General features: G+C 45.0%; 17 protein-coding genes, 1 tRNA gene, 1 other RNA gene and 2 pseudogenes. 3 read left to right on the top strand and 18 right to left on the bottom strand.

Annotated features, from left to right (window positions below; all coding sequences use genetic code 11):
* Window positions 1–19 precede the first annotated feature (19 nt).
* The 17 genes and pseudogenes from BV455_RS11120 to BV455_RS20375 all read right to left on the bottom strand — a co-directional run.
* Window positions 20–1,015: a spermidine synthase gene (locus BV455_RS11120; RefSeq protein WP_218687202.1), complete on the bottom strand. Its 996-nt coding sequence runs from the start codon at window positions 1,013–1,015 to the stop codon at window positions 20–22.
* 414 nt (window positions 1,016–1,429) lie between these two features.
* Window positions 1,430–1,783: a transfer-messenger RNA gene (gene ssrA / locus BV455_RS11115) on the bottom strand.
* A 105-nt stretch (window positions 1,784–1,888) separates the two neighbouring features.
* Window positions 1,889–2,356, bottom strand: a complete 468-nt coding sequence (gene smpB / locus BV455_RS11110) for an SsrA-binding protein SmpB (RefSeq protein WP_015865015.1) — start codon at window positions 2,354–2,356, stop codon at window positions 1,889–1,891.
* A gap of 88 nt (window positions 2,357–2,444) precedes the next feature.
* Window positions 2,445–4,733, bottom strand: a complete 2,289-nt coding sequence (gene rnr / locus BV455_RS11105) for a ribonuclease R (RefSeq protein WP_218688043.1) — start codon at window positions 4,731–4,733, stop codon at window positions 2,445–2,447.
* A gap of 21 nt (window positions 4,734–4,754) precedes the next feature.
* Window positions 4,755–5,495 carry an alpha/beta hydrolase gene (locus BV455_RS11100; RefSeq protein ID WP_081160827.1) on the bottom strand — a complete coding sequence of 247 codons (741 nt, stop codon included), beginning with the start codon at window positions 5,493–5,495 and terminating at the stop codon, window positions 4,755–4,757.
* 79 nt (window positions 5,496–5,574) lie between these two features.
* Entirely contained in the window at window positions 5,575–5,808 is a 234-nt protein-coding gene (gene secG / locus BV455_RS11095) for a preprotein translocase subunit SecG (RefSeq protein WP_061580131.1), read from the bottom strand.
* A 164-nt stretch (window positions 5,809–5,972) separates the two neighbouring features.
* On the bottom strand, window positions 5,973–7,484 hold the full coding sequence (locus BV455_RS11090) for a carboxylesterase/lipase family protein (RefSeq protein ID WP_409993879.1): 1,512 nt from the start codon (window positions 7,482–7,484) through the stop codon (window positions 5,973–5,975).
* 167 nt (window positions 7,485–7,651) lie between these two features.
* Window positions 7,652–8,062 (bottom strand): YjdF family protein, encoded by a 411-nt coding sequence (locus tag BV455_RS11085; RefSeq protein WP_061580133.1) that lies wholly within the window; start codon window positions 8,060–8,062, stop codon window positions 7,652–7,654.
* Between the two features lie 219 nt (window positions 8,063–8,281).
* Window positions 8,282–9,574, bottom strand: a complete 1,293-nt coding sequence (gene eno, locus BV455_RS11080; RefSeq protein WP_061580134.1) for a phosphopyruvate hydratase — start codon at window positions 9,572–9,574, stop codon at window positions 8,282–8,284.
* A 17-nt stretch (window positions 9,575–9,591) separates the two neighbouring features.
* The gene (gpmI, locus tag BV455_RS11075) at window positions 9,592–11,127 is read right to left on the bottom strand and encodes a 2,3-bisphosphoglycerate-independent phosphoglycerate mutase (protein ID WP_042410553.1); all 1,536 of its coding nucleotides are present in this window, start codon (window positions 11,125–11,127) and stop codon (window positions 9,592–9,594) included.
* Complete coding sequence (tpiA, locus tag BV455_RS11070) at window positions 11,120–11,881, bottom strand: triose-phosphate isomerase (RefSeq protein WP_042410586.1); 762 nt, start codon at window positions 11,879–11,881, stop codon at window positions 11,120–11,122. The genes gpmI and tpiA overlap by 8 nt, the downstream gene beginning before the upstream one ends.
* A gap of 37 nt (window positions 11,882–11,918) precedes the next feature.
* Window positions 11,919–13,103 (bottom strand): phosphoglycerate kinase, encoded by a 1,185-nt coding sequence (locus tag BV455_RS11065; RefSeq protein ID WP_061580135.1) that lies wholly within the window; start codon window positions 13,101–13,103, stop codon window positions 11,919–11,921.
* Between the two features lie 123 nt (window positions 13,104–13,226).
* On the bottom strand, window positions 13,227–14,234 hold the full coding sequence (gap, locus tag BV455_RS11060; RefSeq protein WP_017435717.1) for a type I glyceraldehyde-3-phosphate dehydrogenase: 1,008 nt from the start codon (window positions 14,232–14,234) through the stop codon (window positions 13,227–13,229).
* Between the two features lie 43 nt (window positions 14,235–14,277).
* Complete coding sequence (locus tag BV455_RS11055; protein WP_017435716.1) at window positions 14,278–15,297, bottom strand: sugar-binding transcriptional regulator; 1,020 nt, start codon at window positions 15,295–15,297, stop codon at window positions 14,278–14,280.
* Between the two features lie 127 nt (window positions 15,298–15,424).
* Window positions 15,425–15,670: a glutaredoxin family protein gene (locus BV455_RS11050; RefSeq protein WP_061580136.1), complete on the bottom strand. Its 246-nt coding sequence runs from the start codon at window positions 15,668–15,670 to the stop codon at window positions 15,425–15,427.
* 14 nt (window positions 15,671–15,684) lie between these two features.
* Window positions 15,685–16,992 carry an RNA polymerase factor sigma-54 gene (gene rpoN, locus BV455_RS11045; RefSeq protein ID WP_061580137.1) on the bottom strand — a complete coding sequence of 436 codons (1,308 nt, stop codon included), beginning with the start codon at window positions 16,990–16,992 and terminating at the stop codon, window positions 15,685–15,687.
* Window positions 16,993–17,252: 260 nt separating this feature from the next.
* Window positions 17,253–17,848, bottom strand: a pseudogene (locus BV455_RS20375) (DNA-3-methyladenine glycosylase family protein); the annotation flags it as partial.
* A gap of 102 nt (window positions 17,849–17,950) precedes the next feature.
* Here BV455_RS20375 and BV455_RS11035 point away from each other — a divergent pair.
* The 3 genes and pseudogenes from BV455_RS11035 to BV455_RS20950 all read left to right on the top strand — a co-directional run.
* Window positions 17,951–18,616 (top strand): bifunctional transcriptional activator/DNA repair enzyme AdaA, encoded by a 666-nt coding sequence (locus BV455_RS11035; protein ID WP_245005274.1) that lies wholly within the window; start codon window positions 17,951–17,953, stop codon window positions 18,614–18,616.
* Window positions 18,600–19,148: a methylated-DNA--[protein]-cysteine S-methyltransferase gene (locus BV455_RS11030; protein ID WP_061580139.1), complete on the top strand. Its 549-nt coding sequence runs from the start codon at window positions 18,600–18,602 to the stop codon at window positions 19,146–19,148. Before BV455_RS11035 ends, BV455_RS11030 begins: the two co-directional genes overlap by 17 nt.
* Before the next feature lie 64 nt (window positions 19,149–19,212).
* Window positions 19,213–19,434, top strand: a pseudogene (locus BV455_RS20950) (radical SAM protein); the annotation flags it as partial.
* Window positions 19,435–19,913: 479 nt separating this feature from the next.
* Here BV455_RS20950 and BV455_RS11020 read toward each other — a convergent pair.
* Window positions 19,914–19,985 (bottom strand) — tRNA-Arg (locus BV455_RS11020).
* Between the last annotated feature and the right edge of the window lie 213 nt (window positions 19,986–20,198).

Genomic DNA, 20,198 nt, shown 5'->3' with positions numbered 1-20,198 from the left:
CCTCATTTTGGCTGTAACCTTACTCGTCACCCCAGGCATCATCTACAATTTTAGCAAGAACCAAGTTGCTATCGGTTTGAATTTTGTAATTCGACCAATATTTGGAATAATTATAGGGGATATGGAACATATCCTTCAGCCTCTCCTGCGATAGGAAACGGGTTGGGATTGGAATGGAAATATCGTCGGGCGATACCGGCCTGTTTGTCGCCATACAAAATCCATAGTCATCTCCATATTCCACGATTGCGTCAAAATGATAGGGCAATACATAAAAACCTGCCGCCATCAAGGTCGCCTGGACGCTCCAGAAGTATTCCGGTATCTGAGCTAACGAGGGGCAAGAGATGTTAATAACTCCGTCTGGTTCCAACCGCTCCTTTAGAAACCTGTAAAATTCCCAACTGAAAAGCTTGCTGAGTTCAGGGCATTCTTCGCTTGGCTCCGGAATGTCCACGAAGATGACATCCCACTTCATAGTGGTGTTCTCGATATACTTCCGACCGTCTTCTACCACCGTGCGTACTTTAGGGTGATGCAAAGATCCTTCATTGAATTTGACCAATGCCTCTAAATTCTTGCCAAAATCCATCATCATAGGGTCGATGTCTACAGTGGTGATCTCCTTTACTTCAGGATACCGAAGCGCTTCTCTCGTTGTAATTCCTCCACCCCCACCGATAATGAGAATGTGTTCCCGTTTACCAGCAACGGACATGGGTACATGGATCAGCGCTTCAGCATATATATCATCGTCCTCAGTTGTGCCAAACATCACATCGCCGTTACCATAAATCAACAATTGTCCTTGATGTTCGACCAAGGCGATTCGCTGGAAAGGAGTTTTGATCCGACGGACTATAGTGTAATCCCCATCGGGCTCCTCTTCCTCCGATACATAATCCCGGATGGAACCAGCACCCCAATACCGCCAATAAAACCATGCCAGTGTTTCAACGATAAGCACCAGGAAAGCACCTATGGCGATCCAATAAAGCTGACTTAAACCTACCATTTCCTTTAACCTCCTTCTCCCTAGATTTAATTATGCTATGAGTCCATTTCATAAAATGACATAGCTAAATATCATACTTCGATCTAATTTTTTAGAGAAAAATGATTGTAGTGAATGATCCTTTTATTGACTAAAGTATCTTGTTTTCGCTTTTTTCTACCCCAGTTACCGAGTTCTGGTGCAAAAAATCTATCAAATTTCGACATGCGGATACTGCTACTCTAAAAAAGGCGTGTGATCAGTATGGAAAACCAAAGTTTATTTAAATATGTTCATTGCTCTAACTTTCATATAAAAAAGGTGCACTTCCTATCAAGTGCACCCCAACCATTGACATAGAACCAATGAAAAAACGGACTTGCCATTACCGGCAAGTCCGTTGATTTATGTTTAACCTATCCAAAACATAATGTAGAATGGAGACGGTGGGAGTCGAACCCACGTCCAGAGATATCGCCGCTTAAGCATCTACGAGCGTAGTCGGTATATTTGGTTTCGCTGCATCTTCCGCCTACCGACAGGCCTCCGAGCAGCTAGCCTGATTGGTCTCTTCCCTCGTCCTCAGGCGGCGGACTCGGGCGTAGCCCACTCGCTATGAGCCCCTGAACCGCCACGTGGGCGATGGCGGGAGGAGCTAGCTGCGTTTAATTAGGCAGCTAAAGCGTAGTTTTCTTTGCCAGTTATCTTTAGGTGACGTTTTTTACGAGGACGGTCCCCTCGGCTCGCAGCTTAAGCTCGATCTATCCCTGTCGAATCCGTATCGTCCCCGTGATGGAGAAACGATGACGAATAAGCTTAAGCTTTGGATAACTGGCCATCGGCATTATTTATTATAGCATAATGCATATAAAATTCAATTGTGAAGTTTTGGAATTAGAGTTTTTGCCGTTCGCGAAACGCGCGTTCGATTTCCCGTTGTGCTTCTCTTCGTTTCATATCTTCACGTTTATCATATTTTTTCTTTCCTTTGCCAACACCTAACAACACTTTGGCAAAACCGTTCTTAATATATAGCTTCAACGGAACGAGCGTATAACCTTGTTCCTTGGTGTAGCCAATCAGCTTATTAATTTCACGGCGATGAAGAAGCAGCTTTCTTGTCCGCAATGGGTCATGGTTATAACGGTTCCCTTGTTCATATGGGCTAATATGCATATTATGAAGAAATACTTCTCCTTTTTCGACTTTCGCAAACGAATCCTTTAAATTTACTTTTCCAGCGCGAATCGATTTAATTTCCGTTCCTTGCAGGACAATCCCTGCTTCATACGTTTCTTCGATAAAATAATCGTGATGCGCTTTTTTGTTTTGCGCAATCAGTTTCCCTTCACCTTTCGGCATACCGCGCTCTTCCTCCTCTTATAGCGACAACTATAATTTTAGCAAAAAACGATAAGAAGGAAAAGTCTCCTCTTATTGAGACTTTTCCTCATCGTTTTTTCTTTTTCTTCTTTTTTGCTTTCAGCCGCGGAACATCTTCATAAAATTTCTTTGATTTTTTCTCTTTTCCATTTTGTTTATTTGCTTTTTTTCTTCTTTTTCCTTCAATGACAACAGGGGCACTTTTCGGTTCTTTACGGCGACGGTCTTTCATTCCGACAATTTCAAAGTCGACGATCCGCTCGTCTTTATTCACGTTAATGACGCGGACGGTAATCTCGTCGCCGATACGGTATACTTTTCCCGTTCGTTCGCCGACCATGGCGTAATGCCGCTCATCATAACGGTAATAGTCATCCGTTAAGTAGCTGACATGCACGAGCCCTTCGATGGTGTTCGGCAGCTCGACAAATAGGCCGAAATTCGTAACGGAGCTAATAATTCCGTCAAACTCCATGCCAATCTTATCTTCCATAAACTCCGTTTTCTTCAAATCGTCTGTTTCCCGCTCGGCTTCCACCGCACGCCGTTCCATATTGGAGGCATGTTCGGCAATATCCGGAAGTTTTTCCGCCCATTTTTGTTGCGTCTTTTCATCCATTTGCCCGTTGATCAAGTACGTGCGGATGAGACGATGCACGATCAAGTCCGGATAACGGCGGATTGGAGAGGTAAAGTGCGTATAAAAATCGGTTGATAATCCATAGTGGCCGAGACTTTCCGCATCATAGCGAGCCTGCTTCATCGAACGAAGCATGACCGTCGAGATGACCATTTCTTCCGGCTCGCCGCGCACCGCCTCTAAAATTTCTTGGAGCGCGCGCGGATGAATTTGGTTTCCTGTTCCTTTCACGACATAGCCGAAATTCGTAATAAACTCCAGAAAGCGCTGCAGCTTTTCCGGTTTTGGATCTTCGTGCACGCGATAAATAAACGGAACGTTCAGCCAGTGGAAATGTTCAGCGACCGTTTCGTTCGCCACGAGCATAAATTCTTCAATAAGCCGTTCCGCCACCGAACGTTCGCGCAGCACGACATCATACGGCTTCCCGTTTTCATCGACCAGCACTTTTGCTTCTTTAAAATCGAAATCAATCGCACCGCGTTTCATCCGTTTATTGCGCAAAATTTCCGCCAGTTCCGCCATCAATTCAAACATAGGCACAAGCGGTTCGTATTTTTTTCGTAATTCTTCGTCTTTATCGACGAGAATTTTGTTCACATCCGAATACGTCATCCGTTCCGTTGTGCGAATGACGCTTGGGAAAATTTCGTAGCTGACGACTTCTCCGCGTTCGTTAATTTCCATTTCACACGAAAGTGTCAAGCGGTCCACTTTCGGATTTAAGGAGCAAATGCCATTCGATAAACGGTGCGGAATCATCGGAATGACACGGTCGACCAAATAGACGCTTGTCCCGCGTTCATATGCCTCACGATCAATCGGCGATCCTTCTTCCACATAGTAGCTGACATCAGCGATGTGGACGCCAAGCTTGTAATTTCCATTCTCGAGCTTGGTGACCGTTACAGCGTCATCTAAGTCTTTCGCGTCTTCGCCGTCAATCGTGACAATCATCTCGTCGCGCAAATCGCGGCGGCCTTGCAGGTCCTTTTCCGTAATCGTATCGGAAATACGGTTGGCGTGTTCGATAACTTCTTCTGGAAATTGCAAAGGAAGGCCGTATTTATGGATGATCGATAAAATATCGACACCAGGGTCATTTTTATGGCCAAGAATTTTAATGACTTCTCCTTCGGCGCTCATTCGCCCTTGCGGGTACGAGGTGAGCCGCACGACTACTTTGTGGCCTTCCACGGCGCCGTTTGCCGCATGTTTCGGGATGAAAATATCGTTGACAATTTTCTTATCATCGGGTATGACAAAACCGAAATACTTGCTTTCCGTATAAGTTCCGACCACTTCGGTGACGCCGCGCTCTAAAATCCTTACAATCGTTCCTTCTCTGCGCGCACCGGAGGAGTCGGCATGCACGCGCACTAATACGGTATCCCCATGCATCGCATTTTTCATTTCCGACGGCGGGATGAAGATGTCATCCAGCGTCGGATCTTCCGGCACGACGAAAGCGAACCCTTTCGCGTGTCCGGACACTTTTCCGCGCACTAAGTTCATTTTTTCCGGTACACCGTAACGATTGCTTCTCGTGCGTACGACTAGTCCTTGTTCTTCCATCGCCACCAGCGTTTTGACAAACTCTTTAAATTGTGCGGCATCGGTAATGGCAAAAGCGGTTTCCAGCTCCTGGACGGTCAACGGTTTGTATGCCTCGTCCCTCATAAATGTTAAAATTCGTTCCGCTAATGATGAATCCATCATTCTCCCTCCTTTCAACGGTTACCAATCTAACGATTCCAAAAACTCATAAATATCCTCATGCAGCTGTTCTTTTTCTTTATCTAGCGTAATGACATGGCCCGACTCTTCATACCATTTGATTTTTTTCACTGGTGATTCAATGCCGTTATAAATAATATTTGCACTATCGGGATTAATCATGTCATCATGCCGCGCCTGCACGACAAATGTCGGCGCATAAATTAAATCAATATGATCGCGGACGTCGGCAATCAGCTCCTGTAGTGCTTTCAATGTACGCATCGGCGTCTTTTTAAACTCTTCCATTTCTTTTTCAATTTGCTCCGCTGTTTTTCCTTCCCGCTTTTTATATTCGCGCGCATACTCCAACACGCCTTGATACATCCTTTCCTCACTTTTTATATACATCGGCGCGCACATTGAAATAATTCCCACTACAGGTACAGTGTAACCTAATTTCAGGGAAAATACGCCGCCAAGCGATAATCCTGCGACCGCAATTTTTTCGTACCCTTTATTTTTTAAAAATTCATAGGCATTCATCACATCTTGCCACCAATCGTCCGGCCCGGTATATACGAGCTCTTCCGGCGGCACGCCGTGTCCTTTATAAATCGGCGCATGGCATGTATATCCTTTTGATTCCAGAAAACGGCCTAACATTCTGACATCCGCTGAATTTCCGGTAAAACCGTGCAGCAATAACACGGCACGCTCCCCTGCTTCAAAGAAAAATGGCTTTGGTGGAACAATCTTCATGATGCATAACTCCTTTCATTTTATAACAAATAGAAAAGGCAGCCCGAATCAATTGATGGACCGCCCCATTGTTTTTCCATTAAAGTTGCACATACGTTACAGCAATCGTCAAGGCAAAAAACAATACTGCCAATACTACGGTAATGCGCTGAAACACCGCATCCAGTCCGCGCGCTTTTTGTTTTCCGAACAGCTGTTCCGCACCACCAGTAATCGCGCCGGAAAGCCCCGCACTTCTTCCCGATTGCAACAAAACGATCACGATAAGCGCAATCGAAACAATGACTAACAACGTGACAAGCAACGCATGCATGCCTACTCCTCCTTTAAAACACGCCCTACAATGCTTCCAGTTTAACACAAATGCGGGACTTGCACAATAGGGATAAGGAGCACGCATTATTTATTATAGCAAATTTGTCCTTAAACCAAAAAAATATAGCCTTCCTTTATCCCTCATATAGGACGGTTTTTTGGTCATGAAAATAAATGTTGCTTTCCTTTCTCCCAAACATCTCTTTCTTTGCCGAACGGATCGGCTTCGACGCGGCTTGACGCGCCAAAAATCATCGCTGCTCTCTTGTTCAAGTCATAAACCGGCCATTCTTCCGTCAGCTGATCATGATTAGGATTTCCATTGCGCGCAAACGAAATCCATGCATCATGAATCTGTTTGCTGATCTGTTCTCGTTCCGGCAAATCTCCTGTAAAATTCGTAATTCCCGGCTGATGAAGGTTACCGAACACAAATGGCAGTTCAAGCGCATGGCATGCTTTCAATTTGCCGCCCATAATCGGCGTCTCATAATCAAAGCGATACATCCAGACGTTTGCCCCTTGTTCCACTTGATAATCAGCAGTGCGTAACATGCCATTGGTAAATACGCGGTAAGTCATGATGCGCAGCAGTTTTTGCCATATTGGCTCCGCTTCATCTCCTTGATGCAGATAATAATCGACAACCTCGCGTGGAACGGGACCGACTTCTTTGTTAATCCGCTTGAGAAGTTCTTGTTCGCTAAGCGCGGTCCATGAAGGGTCTGTCAGCGTAAACAAGTTATATTCGTCTTTCGTAACGCCGATAATCATCGAAATATCGCGTGCCGCTCCTTCTTTCAGCGCTTCAATCGGATGATTTGGCAATGTTTTTCCGTCTATCACCGGTCCGTAAGACACTTGCGGGCCAAGCGACAGCGCGGCTTGAAGCAGCTTTTCTGCCGGAATCGTTAGCAATCGGTCACGATCTCCGGGACGAATGCCAGCTTGGTGCAGTATCTTTTCTGCCATCGCGGTCGCTTTAGCAGCAGACTTCAACAAAAGCGCGCCCGAACCGCTTTGTAAAATCGCTTGTTGAAATAAGCCTTTTGCCTCAGGCATGGCTAACAACGTTCCAACGCTTGCAGCTCCTGCCGATTCGCCAAAAATCGTAACTTGTTTCGGATCGCCACCAAACGCCTCAATATTTTCCTGCACCCATCGCAATGCCGCTATTTGGTCAAGAATGCCGCAATTTCCTGAAGCAGCGTAATCTTCACCAAATAAATCCGCTAAATGGAGAAAGCCAAATACATTCAGCCGGTAATTGATCGTCACGACAACGACATCGCCATTAGCGGCAAAAGCCGTCCCGTCATACCAAGGAGTCGACCCTGAACCAAACAAAAAAGCCCCACCGTGAATCCAAACCATTACAGGACGTTTCTTGCCGTCGGCTCCCGGAGACCAAATGTTAAGGAACAAACAATCTTCGCTTCTAGGTTCCGTGGTGCGTCCTAATACTCCGCCAAACAGCAAACCAGCTGGCTGCATCGCAACTGCACCAAACGTTGTGACATCGCGCACTCCCGTCCAAGGCTCAGGCGGCTGCGGCGGCTGGAAGCGAAGTTCTCCTACAGGCGCTTTTGCGTACGGAACTCCCTTCCAATAGTAAACGCTTTCATTTTTGCCCCCTTGCAATTTTCCATAGCGCGTTTCGACTATGGTGTTCATCAACGATCCACCTCTTTTCCCAATTATTAGAATGTTCTTAAAAAATATAAACGAAGCAAGACATGGCCGTCAAATTTTCTGCTTTCTTCATATAAAAAAGCACCTAGCGATCACTCGGTTAGGTGCTTGGTTTGCCATCTTGGCAAACAGATGTCTGTTTGATTTGATTATTTTCCGCGGTGTTTCGCTTTTGCTTTAAGGCGCTTAAGCTCTCTTTTTCGCTCCATAAGAGCTTGGCGTTGTTCCTTTCGCAATACCTTTCTCTCTTTTTTACGATGTTCCAATTCTAGCTTAAGGGCGGTTTGTGCGTAGGTGGAAAACGGCCGCTCTTTTATTTCTTTTGCCGCTTCTCGCTGTATCCGTTTCGGGTTTTTACGCCGTTGCAGTTGTGCAGGGATAACAGCGGCTGTATGGCATTGGTTCAATAACGCGAGCATCGGTCCATTGACAAACGCCAACACTTCTTCCGGTTTCGGTTCAGAACCAAACACGTAGCGGACCGCTTTTAGGGTCTCATTTTCCTTCTGTTCCACCACCCCAACCCAAAATTGGCCATCGTAAAAAACCGTCAGCTTCATGAAAGGTCCCTCCTTTAGAAATTGCCAACAGCGATGGACATCCCAAGGAGGGGAAGGTTACTGACACTCGTTTCCGAGTGCGCCCGGACTACCAACTGGGACTGTGTTTTTACGCTGTCTACGTTTATTATACGTACTGCATCCACTCATATGGAAGCCGTTCTTTGCTATTTTCTATCGAAAAAAGACCTAACCGCTCACCGGTTAGGTCTTACTTCATTATTTTTTTAAGTTATAGAACGATTTGATCCCGTTGTAGATCGCTGTATCGCCAAGCTGATCTTCGATGCGGAGCAATTGATTGTATTTCGCGACGCGGTCGGTGCGGGAAGGCGCCCCTGTTTTAATTTGGCCGGCGTTTGTCGCTACGGCGATGTCAGCGATCGTGCTGTCTTCCGTTTCACCGGAACGGTGGGAAACAACCGCCGTATATCCTGCGCGTTTTGCCATTTCAATCGCATCGAATGTTTCGGTTAACGTGCCGATTTGGTTGACTTTAATCAGAATCGAGTTGCCGACTCCTTTTTCGATTCCTTCGGCCAGCTTTTTCGTATTCGTTACAAACAAGTCGTCGCCGACAAGCTGTACTTTTTTGCCAAGACGTTCGGTTAATAGTTTATGGCCTTCCCAGTCGTTTTCATCTAAGCCGTCTTCGATGGAAATGATTGGGTATTTCGAAACAAGTTCTTCATACCAGGCAACCATTTCTTCGGACGTTCTTACAACGCCTTCGCCTTCCAGATGGTATTTGCCATCTTCTTTATTGTAAAGCTCAGAAGAAGCAACGTCCATCGCCAGCATAACTTCTTCGCCTGGTTTGTAACCGGCTTTTTCAATCGCTTCGATAATCGTTTGCAGCGCTTCTTCGTTCGATTTTAAGTTTGGCGCGAAACCGCCTTCGTCACCAACCGCAGTATTGTAGCCTTTTGCTTTTAATACGGCTTTTAAGCTATGGAAAATTTCTGCGCCCATGCGAAGCGCTTCACGGAAGCTTTTCGCGCCGACAGGCATAATCATAAATTCTTGAATGTCCACGTTGTTATCGGCATGCGCGCCGCCGTTTAAAATGTTCATCATTGGCACTGGCAATGTTTTGGCGTTAAATCCGCCAAGGTATTGATATAATGGCATGTCTAATTCATCTGCTGCTGCGCGCGCGACTGCCAGTGATACCCCTAAAATCGCGTTGGCGCCTAATTTGCTTTTGTTTTCCGTGCCGTCTAATTCAATGAGCGTTTTGTCAACGCCGACTTGGTCTGTCACTTCAAAGCCGATAATCGCTGGAGCGATAATTTCATTGACGTTTTCCACCGCTTTTAATACGCCTTTGCCAAGATAACGGCTTTTATCGCCGTCTCGCAATTCCACTGCTTCGTATTCTCCTGTTGATGCACCGCTTGGCACTAATGCACGGCCAAAGCCGCCGTCTTCCGTATATACTTCGACTTCTACCGTTGGGTTGCCGCGTGAGTCCAATACTTCACGTGCATATACATCTACAATTGCAGACATGTTCACACTCTCCTTTATTATTTCATAATTAATGTTTTTCCTGTCATTTCTTTTGGCTGTGGCAAGCCAAGCAAATCAAGCATGGTTGGGGCTAAATCTCCTAAAATGCCGTCTTTGCGAAGTTCGATTCCTTTTTTCGTGACGATGACCGGAACCGGATTTGTCGTATGCGCAGTTTGCGGTTTGCCGTCCGGCGTCAATACTTCATCCGCGTTTCCGTGGTCTGCCGTAATAATGGCGATGCCGCCTTTTGCAATAATCGCATCCACGACTTTGCCAAGACACTCATCAACCGCTTCGATCGCTTTAATCGTCGGTTCTAATTTTCCTGAGTGGCCGACCATGTCCGGGTTCGCATAGTTTAAAATGATCGCGTCATATTTATCCGCTTCAATTTCTTTTAGGAGCGCATCCGTTACTTCGTAAGCGCTCATTTCCGGTTTTAAGTCATATGTGGCAACTTTTGGCGAGTTGATTAAAATGCGGTCTTCGCCTGGAAACTTCTCTTCTCGTCCGCCGTTCATAAAAAACGTCACATGCGGATATTTTTCCGTTTCCGCGATGCGAAGCTGGCGCAATCCGTGTTGCGATAGGACTTCACCAAGCGTATTATCTAAATTCGTCGGTTTAAACGCGACATAGCCTTTTACCGTTTCGCTAAAGTGGGTTAAGCATACAAAGAACAAGTTTTTCGGATGTTTCGGACCGCGGTCGAACTCGCGGAAGTCTTCGTTTGTAAACGTGTTGGAAATTTGGATCGCCCGGTCTGGACGGAAGTTGTAGAAAATGATCGCATCTTCGTCCTTAATCGTTGCCACCGGCGAGCCGTCTTCGCGCACGATGACCGATGGAAGCACGAATTCATCGTAAATGCCATGTTTATAAGAGTCTTCGATACATTCAAGCGGATCGCGATAGGTTGGTCCTTCACCATAAACCATCGCGCGATATGCTTTTTCGACGCGCTCCCACCGTTTGTCGCGGTCCATCGAGTAATAACGGCCGGATAATGTCGCGATTTCCCCGACGCCATACTCTTTTATTTTTGCTTGCAATTCTTTGATATATTTCGGTGCCGTTTGCGGTCCGACATCGCGGCCATCTAAAAAGCCGTGGATGTAGACGTTTTTTACGCCTTCTTTAGCGGCTAATTTTAATAGCGCATATAGATGGTTAATATGGCTATGAACACCGCCGTCAGAGAGAAGACCAAAAATGTGCAAATTCGTTCCTTTTTCTTTGACATGATTCATCGCCGCTAAAAACGTTTCGTTGCGGTCAAACTCTCCCTCGCGAATCGCGATGTTGACGCGCGTTAAGCTTTGGTAGACAATGCGGCCGGCACCGATATTTAAGTGGCCGACTTCCGAGTTTCCCATTTGTCCTTCTGGAAGACCGACCGCCTCGCCGCATGCAGTTAATGTAGCGTGCGGATATTCATTCCAATAACGGTCAAAGTTCGGTTTTTTTGCTTGTGCGATCGCATTGCCATACGTTTCTTCGCGAAGTGCAAATCCGTCTAAAATAATTAACGCTACTGGTTTTTTACTCATGTTGTCCAGCCTCCACTAGTTGTAAAAATGATTTCGGATCGAGGCTTGCGCCGCCGACAAGGGCGCCATCAATATGTTCCTGCGCTAAAAATTCGCGAATGTTTTCCGGTTTGACGCTGCCGCCGTACTGAATGCGTACTGCTTCGGCCACTTCCGGCGAAAAGATTTTGGCAATGACCGAACGGATATGACCGCACACTTCATTGGCATCTTCCGCCGTCGATGATTTGCCAGTGCCAATCGCCCAAATTGGTTCATAGGCGATCACCACTTGTTTTGCTTGTTCCGCGGTTAAACCAGCAAGCGCTTTTTCTACTTGCGCGCCAACAATGTCATTCGTTTTGCCGCTTTCCCGTTGTTCTAACGTTTCACCGCAGCAAACGATCGGAATTAATCCATGCTTAAAGGCAGCATGTACTTTTTTATTGACTGTTTCATCCGTCTCCGCAAACATTTCACGGCGCTCGGAATGACCGATAATCACGTAAGTCACACCGATATCTTTCAGCGCAACTGGACTAATTTCGCCAGTAAACGCTCCTTTGTCTTCAAAATGCATATTTTGCGCGCCGATTTTTAAATCAGATCCTTGTACGTTTTGAACAAGCCGGTCCAAAAACAAAAATGGCGCACAAATGACAGAGTCTATTTGTTCTGCCGGTGGAACAAGCTGTTTTACTTCTTCCACGAAGCTTACTGCCTCCGGCAATGTTTTATGCATTTTCCAGTTTCCAGCGATAATGCGTTTTCTCATCATCTGTCCCTTCCTTTCTAAGAAAGGAGTGAGCGTGTTATTTATCGTTTAACGCCACCACTCCAGGAAGTTGTTTTCCTTCCATAAATTCAAGCGATGCGCCGCCGCCGGTAGAAATGTGGTCCATTTTTTCCGCTAAGCCGAATTTTTCTACCGCCGCTGCCGAATCGCCGCCGCCGATGACCGAATATGTATCGACAGCATCCGCTAACGCTTGGGCCACTGCTTTCGTTCCTTCGGCAAAGGCATCCATTTCAAACACGCCCATTGGGCCGTTCCATACAACCAGCTTCGATTTCATAATGACATCGCGATATAGTTCGCGTGTTTTTGGACCGATATCCAGCGCTTCCCAATCGCTTGGAATCGCATCAATCGCAACGACTTTCGTATTGGCGTCGTTTGCAAACCGATCGGCTACAACGACATCAACCGGCATATAGAAGTTAACTCCTTTTTCTTTGGCTTTTTCCATAAATGATTTGGCCAATTCAATTTTATCTTCTTCCAGCAGCGATTTGCCAACTTCGTGGCCTAGCGCTTTCACGAACGTATACGCTAACCCGCCGCCGATAATCAAATTGTCCACTTTGTTAAGCAAGTTTTCGATGACACCGATTTTATCTTTTACTTTCGCACCGCCAATAATCGCCGTAAATGGACGGTCTGGATTGGACAGCGCCTTTCCTAACACTTCAATTTCTTTTTCCATTAAAAACCCCGCAACGGCTGGCAAATAATGGGCAATTCCTTCGGTAGACGCATGGGCGCGGTGGGCAGCACCAAACGCATCGTTCACATAAATGTCCGCTAATTCAGCAAAAGCTTTCGCCAGCTCTGGATCGTTTTTCTCTTCTCCTGGATAAAAGCGGACGTTTTCCAGAAGCAATACATCGCCTTCCTTCATGCTGGCGATCGCTGCTTTTACCGCATCCCCGTATGCTTCATCTGTTTTTACTACCTGTTTGCCGAGCAGCTCGCTTAACCGTTTAGCCACCGCATTTAAGCGCAGCTCTTCGACAACTTTTCCTTTTGGACGGCCAAGGTGGCTCGCCAAAATCACTTTTGCACCTTGTTCAATTAAATAACGAATCGTCGGAAGTGCGGCGCGAATACGTGTATCATCCGTAATCACACCATTTTCCATCGGCACGTTAAAGTCAACGCGGCAAAACACTCGTTTTCCTTTTACATCGACGTCCCGAACCGTCTTTTTGTTCATGGCCCTATGCCCCCTTTTTGATGATATCATTCCCACAAACGAAGAGGAGTGGGGATCATTCCCCCGCTCCCCCTCCACCATCCTATTATAGACTTGACCGAGCGTGAAAAACAACGATTATCCTTATAGACCTTTTGACGCAATATATTCAGCAAGATCCACAACGCGATGAGAGTAGCCTGTTTCGTTATCGTACCAAGATACTACTTTCACCATTTTTCCTTCAATAACCATTGTGGAAAGCGCATCGATCGTCGAAGATGCGGTAGAACCGTTATAATCGCGCGATACGAGCGGCTCTTCACTGTAAGCCAGGATGCCTTTCAATTCGCCTTCCGCAGCTTCTTTCAATGCCGCGTTGACTTCTTCCACCGTTACTTCTTTTTCAAGCTCCGCAACAAGGTCGACAACTGACACGTTAGGTGTCGGTACACGCATTGCCATACCGTTTAGTTTACCTTTTAGTTCAGGCAGTACAAGCGCAACTGCTTTTGCCGCACCAGTAGTTGTCGGAATAATCGATTCTGCAGCAGCACGGGCGCGACGCAAATCTTTATGAGGCAAATCCAAAATTTGTTGGTCGTTCGTATACGAGTGAACCGTCGTCATCATGCCGCGGACAATGCCAAATTTTTCATGAAGCACTTTAGCAAACGGCGCCAAGCAGTTTGTTGTACAAGAAGCGTTAGAAATAATGTGATGGTTTGCCGGATCGTATTTGTCTTGGTTTACGCCCATAACAATCGTAATGTCTTCATTTTTTGCCGGTGCAGAGATAATGACTTTTTTCGCTCCAGCTTCTAAATGTTTTGCCGCATCCTCACGTTTTGTGAAACGGCCTGTCGATTCGACAACAATATCAACCCCTAATTCGTTCCATGCTAGTTGAGCTGGATCGCGTTCCGCTTTGACAACAATCTCTTTTCCGTTTACAACGATGTTATTGCCATTCACCGATACTTCTGCGTCTAGCTTTCCATGAACCGAGTCATATTTCAACAGATGAGCCAATGTGTTTGCATCCGTTAGGTCATTGACGGCGACAACTTCAATGTTTGGATTTTTTAATGCAGCGCGAAATACGTTGCGGCCGATACGGCCAAAACCGTTAATACCAATTTTTACTGCCATGAATAGCTCCTCCTTAAAAAATAGTTTATATGATAAAGGGATATTACTCCCCTAACAACGCTTTTGCCGCACCTTCATCAGTGATTAAAATCGAATGCGGGGCCCTTTTCATATACGCTTGAATCGCTTTCGCCTTCGACGCCCCTCCAGCGACTGCAATGACGTGTTCGACATGCGGGAGGTCTTCAAGCTGGATGCCGACCGTTTTCACTTTATGAACAACTTCCCCTTTTTCGTTAAAGTAATAGCCAAACGCTTCTGCAACCGCATGACGTGCTTTTATTTTCTCCATATCCTCTTTTCTCGTTTTCCGGCGCTCCGCCATAGTAATAGCATCTCCTATTCCATGCACAACCATGCGGCACGACTTAATGAGTTCTAGCATTTCTTTCACAGCCGGCTCTTCAATTAACGATTCATACGCTTCGCGGCTGAGATGGTCCGGAACGTGAAGAAGGCGGTAATTCCCTAGCGCTTTTTCCGCCATTTTCGCGCAAATGGTATTGGCCTGGTTTTCCACATTTTCCCCTAAGCCGCCTCGTGCGGGAACAAATAAAAGATCGTTTAACTTCGCATCCGGTGTCATCATCTCGGCCACCGCAGCCATTGTGGTGCCTCCTGTTACCGCCACAATGTCGCCATTTTTCAGCCGCTTTTTCATGCAGGTGACGCAAGCTCTTCCCATTTCTTTTTTTACCCAAGGAGAAAGGTCGCTATCCCCAGCCACAACGATGGCTTTTTCAATATGCAGCTTTTGTTTTATCGCTGCTTCTAAATCTTTTAGCCCCAGCACTTCCCTCATGACATCCTCGAGCGTATGCAGCAATTCCTTGCCTTCAGGCGTTAAGCTCGTGCCGATTGAACCTACTGCCAACAAGTTTTGCTCTTTTAAAAACTGCACCTCGGAACGAAGCACACGCTCGCTCATTCCCAAACTGTTCGCCAGTACCCGGCGCCCAACCGGCTGCATGAGGGAAATATAGTGCAATATTTGATAACGTTTTTGCATCACTTCCAGAAGATCGGGTAATAATTTCTTTTGCGCTTCGATTAACGATTGCATCGAACCCTTCTCCTTAGCTATGGATATTATATGGACATTAATTGTCCCAGTGTGACTTATTATGTCCCACCATGGCAAAAAAATTCCTCCCGCGTCAATTCTATTGTAACAGGAGGAATACGATTGTTCAACTTCTTTTCACCTCCAGTAAGCGCTTTCTTATGACATCTTTTTGAACCATCCCAAAATCTATTTCTTCCCCATCGATCTCGACTACAGGAATCATTAATTGATATTTTTCGAGTAGCTTGTCGTCATGATAAATGTCGATTTCATTGATTTGAAAGGAGAATTCGTTTTGCAGCTCTTGCAAGACTTGTTTCGCTTTATCGCATAACGGACAGTTCGTTTTGGAATATAAATTGATCTTCATTGTTTGTCCCTTCCTTATCCATACTGCTTTCGCTTTGCCGATGGTGGAATATGCAGCTGCTCACGGTATTTGGCGACCGTTCTCCGCGAAACGGCGATGCCATATTGCTCCTGTAACAAATCAGCAAGCTTTTGGTCAGAGAGAGGCTTTTTTTTGTCTTCCGCCTCTATGAATTGCTTAATCATCATTTTTACTTTTACCGAAGAAGCAGCATCCTCCTCTGTGTAAGCGGAAGAAACAGAACTGGAGAAAAAGCGGCGCAGTTCCACGGTGCCAAACGGTGTCTGCACATATTTATTTTTCACCGCACGGCTGACAGTAGATTCATGAATGCCTAGTTCCTCAGCCACTTCACGCATCGTAAGGGGCTTTAACGCAGCAAATCCCGCTTCCAAACATGGCAGCTGTTTATCGACAATAACGGCCATAATATTTAACAACGTTCGTTTGCGCTGCTCTAAGCTTTTGGCAAGCCATAAAAACTGCCGATATTTATCTTTGACGAAGCCGTGGACTTGACTGTCGCGATAATGGGTCATTTGCTGTTCATACGTCCGATTCCAGACCAGTTCCGGATGCACATCGTCGTTAAAGAAAATGCACCATTGGCCTTCCGGGCCGCGTTCGACAATCAGATCGGGGATGATAAAATGCGGCATCTCCTTTGTATAATGAATGCCAGGACGCGGTTCGAGCGTGCGGATTAAATCCCAAACACGCTGCAACGAAGCGATATCGACCCCAAGCTGCTTCGCCAGCGTTTTCCATGATTTTTCAGCAAATAAAGAAAAATGATGCTTGATGATTTGTTCGGCGAATTCATCCCGCTCTGGCAAACGCTGCAGCTGCAAATATAAACATTCTTCCAAGCTGCGTGCGCCCACGCCAGCCGGCTCTAATGACTGCACGATTTCAAGCGCCTTTTCCGCTTTCTCCCTTGAAATAGCTAATTGATCAGCAATTTCCTCCAGCTCGATCCGCAAATAGCCGTCTTCATCAAGGGAAGCGATGAGGTAACGCACGACGCGTTCTTCCTGTTTTGCAAGCGAAAGCGCCGGCAGCTGCGCCATTAAATGCGCCGAAAGCGTTTCTGAACGTGTGCTCATATTTTCCAACCATTGCTGTTTGTCTTTCTCCGATAAGCGGCGCCCGCTTTGCTTCCAGCGATGATCGCGAATTTCCAAAAAAGGATTGTCGAGCGACTGTTCGTATAAAAAAGACTGCAGCTCTGCAGCAGAGTACTGCAATAATTCAATTGCCTGCGTCAGTTCTTTTGTCAGCGCCAGCTTCAGCCGCTGCTCTTGCAATAATTCCGCCCTCATCATCCATCCCCCTTTTCTTCTATTGTACACTACTGCCCCCACGGAATGGTATAGAAATAATTTAACAACGCAGTGATGGACATTTCCAATGCCTGCTTTAGCCGAACACAGTCTATAGCAATATATATATTCAATAAATGTAAAAAACCTGCCGCAAATTACGACAGGTGACTTTTTCGGCAAGCTGTAAAGATCTTTTCTTTTTTAGAAATTATTTAATGTGAAATGATTATGAATAGCTCAATATTCCGTTTATAGAATTAATAAAGGAATCTCCATAAATAAAAAGTTGCATAGGCTTCCCAGTTTGTCCATCTTGAAAATAGCTTTAAAATTTCATCTTTAGAAGGTTTATTCTCCGAGCCCATCAAATGTTTAATGTCGTTGTGCAGTCCGACATCATCAATGGGAAAAGCAGAAGGAATTCTCAGGCAGCGCATCAAAACATAGTTTGCCGTCCAAGGCCCAATTCCCCGGATATTTACTAACATCTTTTCCGCTTTTTTATAGTTCCCCGCGCCCATCAAAAGCTCTTTCGTCAATTTTCCTTCCGATATGAGTTTCGCCACTCCAATTAGATATTCGCTTTTCTTGGCTGTCATTTGTAATGCCGTTAAATCACTGACCTTCAATGCCGCGATTTCATGGGGGATGGAAATATCCAATATTGTTCTCCATCCCACTCTACGTGTCGACCGAAGGTTTCCACAAAACGCCTTTTTAATGTATACGCAAAGGTAAGATTAATTTGCTGTCCAATGATCCCCCAGCACAGAGCCTCAAATAAATCGGGAATTCCGATAAGACGAAGTCCATAAAATTCACTGACTGCTTTTTGCAGCAAAATATCGCTTTTACAGTTTGATTTTGAAATCTTGCTTTTATATTGTAAAACCGTACATACGATCTGGTTTCAAGGTATACTATAGGTAATCTACCATCGATGGAGGTAAACGAAATGAAAATGAAAACACAACGAAAACAAGGGGATATTCAACGTGTACCTCATCACGCGAATGAAACAGGTGCCATTGTGGAAAATTTGACAGATGAAATATGGCAAGCCATTGTTTCAAACGATTCATCCTATGACGATAAATTTTTCTATGCTGTAAAGAGTACGGGTATCTTTTGCCGGCCTTCTTGCAAATCCCGTGCTCCAAAAAAAGAAAACATTCTCATTTTTCGCAGTGCCCAGCAAGCCCTATCGGAAAACTTTCGCCCAAGCAAACGATGCAAACCAACTGGAGAGCGTTTGCCAGATGAAGATTGGGTGGACCAAATCACACAATGCATTGAAACGAATTACAGCGAACCTTTAAATTTAAAAATATTGGCGGATATGTGCCATGGAAGCCCTTACCATTTGCACCGTACGTTTAAACGGATCAAGGGGATTACCCCAGCCGAATATATCCGAAAGGTAAGAATTTCCAAAACAATTCAATATCTTGCCACTTCGGATAAAACCATTACAGAAATTTCTTTGGCAGTTGGCATTCCTAATACAGCATACTTTATCACTTTGTTTAAAAAAGAAACGGGTTATACGCCGGCAGATTATCGCCAATTAATTAGCAATAAAATAACGATGGAGGCGTTAAATAATGGTGTCAAAAAATAATCTAACGGTTTATTGGACTTTGTTTGTGTATGAACAATGGAAAATGTATATAGCTGCGACATCAAATGGGCTTTGTTACGTGGGTTCTCCGAATAAGCCATTTGACGAGCTGTCCAATTGGGTAAAGAAACACTTACCGAATAGCGTTTTAATGCAAGATGATGAAAAATTGCAGCCTTATACAGCCGAATTAACAGAGTATTTCTGGGGGCAGCGCAAGACCTTTGTACAGCCTCTTGATTTATACGGTACACCATTTCAATTATCCGTGTGGAACGCATTGCGCAAAATTCCGTACGGGCACACGCGGTCTTACTCGGAAATTGCGAATCATATTCAAAAACCGTTTTCGGTACGTGCAGTTGGAGCCGCTATTGGCGCCAATCCAGTTTTAATTATCGTACCTTGCCATCGTGTGATCGGTAAAAATGGAACACTGACAGGATATCGGGGCGGTTTGGAAATGAAGAAACAACTGTTACAGTTAGAAAATGAAAGTTCGCTTATAGGAGAGAGATACCTGCATGCCTAATAGTATCACGAAGCACATTGCTTCATTGGATTAATGTTACTGTAGAACCTTTGGAGGATTTCACATGAAAGTCGAATTTTTTTACAAATACCCGAAGACACTGCTAAATAAAGGAACAGGGTTTCTTTCTGGATATAGCTATTCTTTAAATCCGTATGCTGGTTGTGCATTTGGTTGTTCATACTGCTATGTGCGTCAAATGCCTGTTTCGATGTTCCGTAAGGAGGAATGGGGGACCTGGGTAGACATAAAAAAGAAATCGGCAGATTTACTGTGCAAAGAACTTTAGTATTTTTTCTATGTACGAAAAATTGGGTTTGGAAGAATGGTATGATCCTTCAGCATATCGTATCGTGTATGACAGACTAAAAAAAGTATTCCCCGATGAACAAGTCTATTTGAGCCAAAAAGGGTTTTTACCTTAATTGAGTGTTTTACACAAAGAGAAAATAGTATTCCTTGTAAAAAATATAAGCTTCCCAAGACTAACCCTTTTTCTGTTTACTTTTCCATAAAGTGATGAGCATGGAAAATAGAAGGAAGTACCATGAAACTAGAAAAAGTTGGAGTAATAATAAGCAATCCAAAAGTTTGTTGAACTATCCCGAAAATTAGTATTTCATCATTTGCTGGTGCCGTAAGCACGATATGGAGGTCTATCTGAAAAAACAACTCTATAAGCTTGAAGGTTGTTTCAAACCGTTGAAAAGCGATTTGGTCAACAGACTAAAACCTGCCGCAATTGCGGCAGGTTTTGCATTGATACGCCCTCGGCAGGATTCGAACCCACGCTAAGAGAACCGGAATCTCTCGTGCTATCCACTACACTACGAGGGCATCATGTTCAGTTGCATGTTCAATTATAGTAGAAACTTCTCTAAATTGCAAGAGGGAAAATGTGTTTAAAAAATGGAAAAGAGGTTATGATGAAAAGAGGGATGTTTGACATCGTTCACGAATAATTATAAATGTAAGGTCGAAGGTGTTTCGTTTGACCTTCATTGACCATTAAGGTATGATAAAAATACATATGATTAGTCAATGGCAAAG

Source organism: Parageobacillus caldoxylosilyticus (assembly GCF_019272935.1).
Classification (GTDB): Bacteria; Bacillota; Bacilli; order Bacillales; family Anoxybacillaceae; genus Saccharococcus; species Saccharococcus caldoxylosilyticus.
This window is presented reverse-complemented; position numbering and strand designations above follow the sequence as displayed.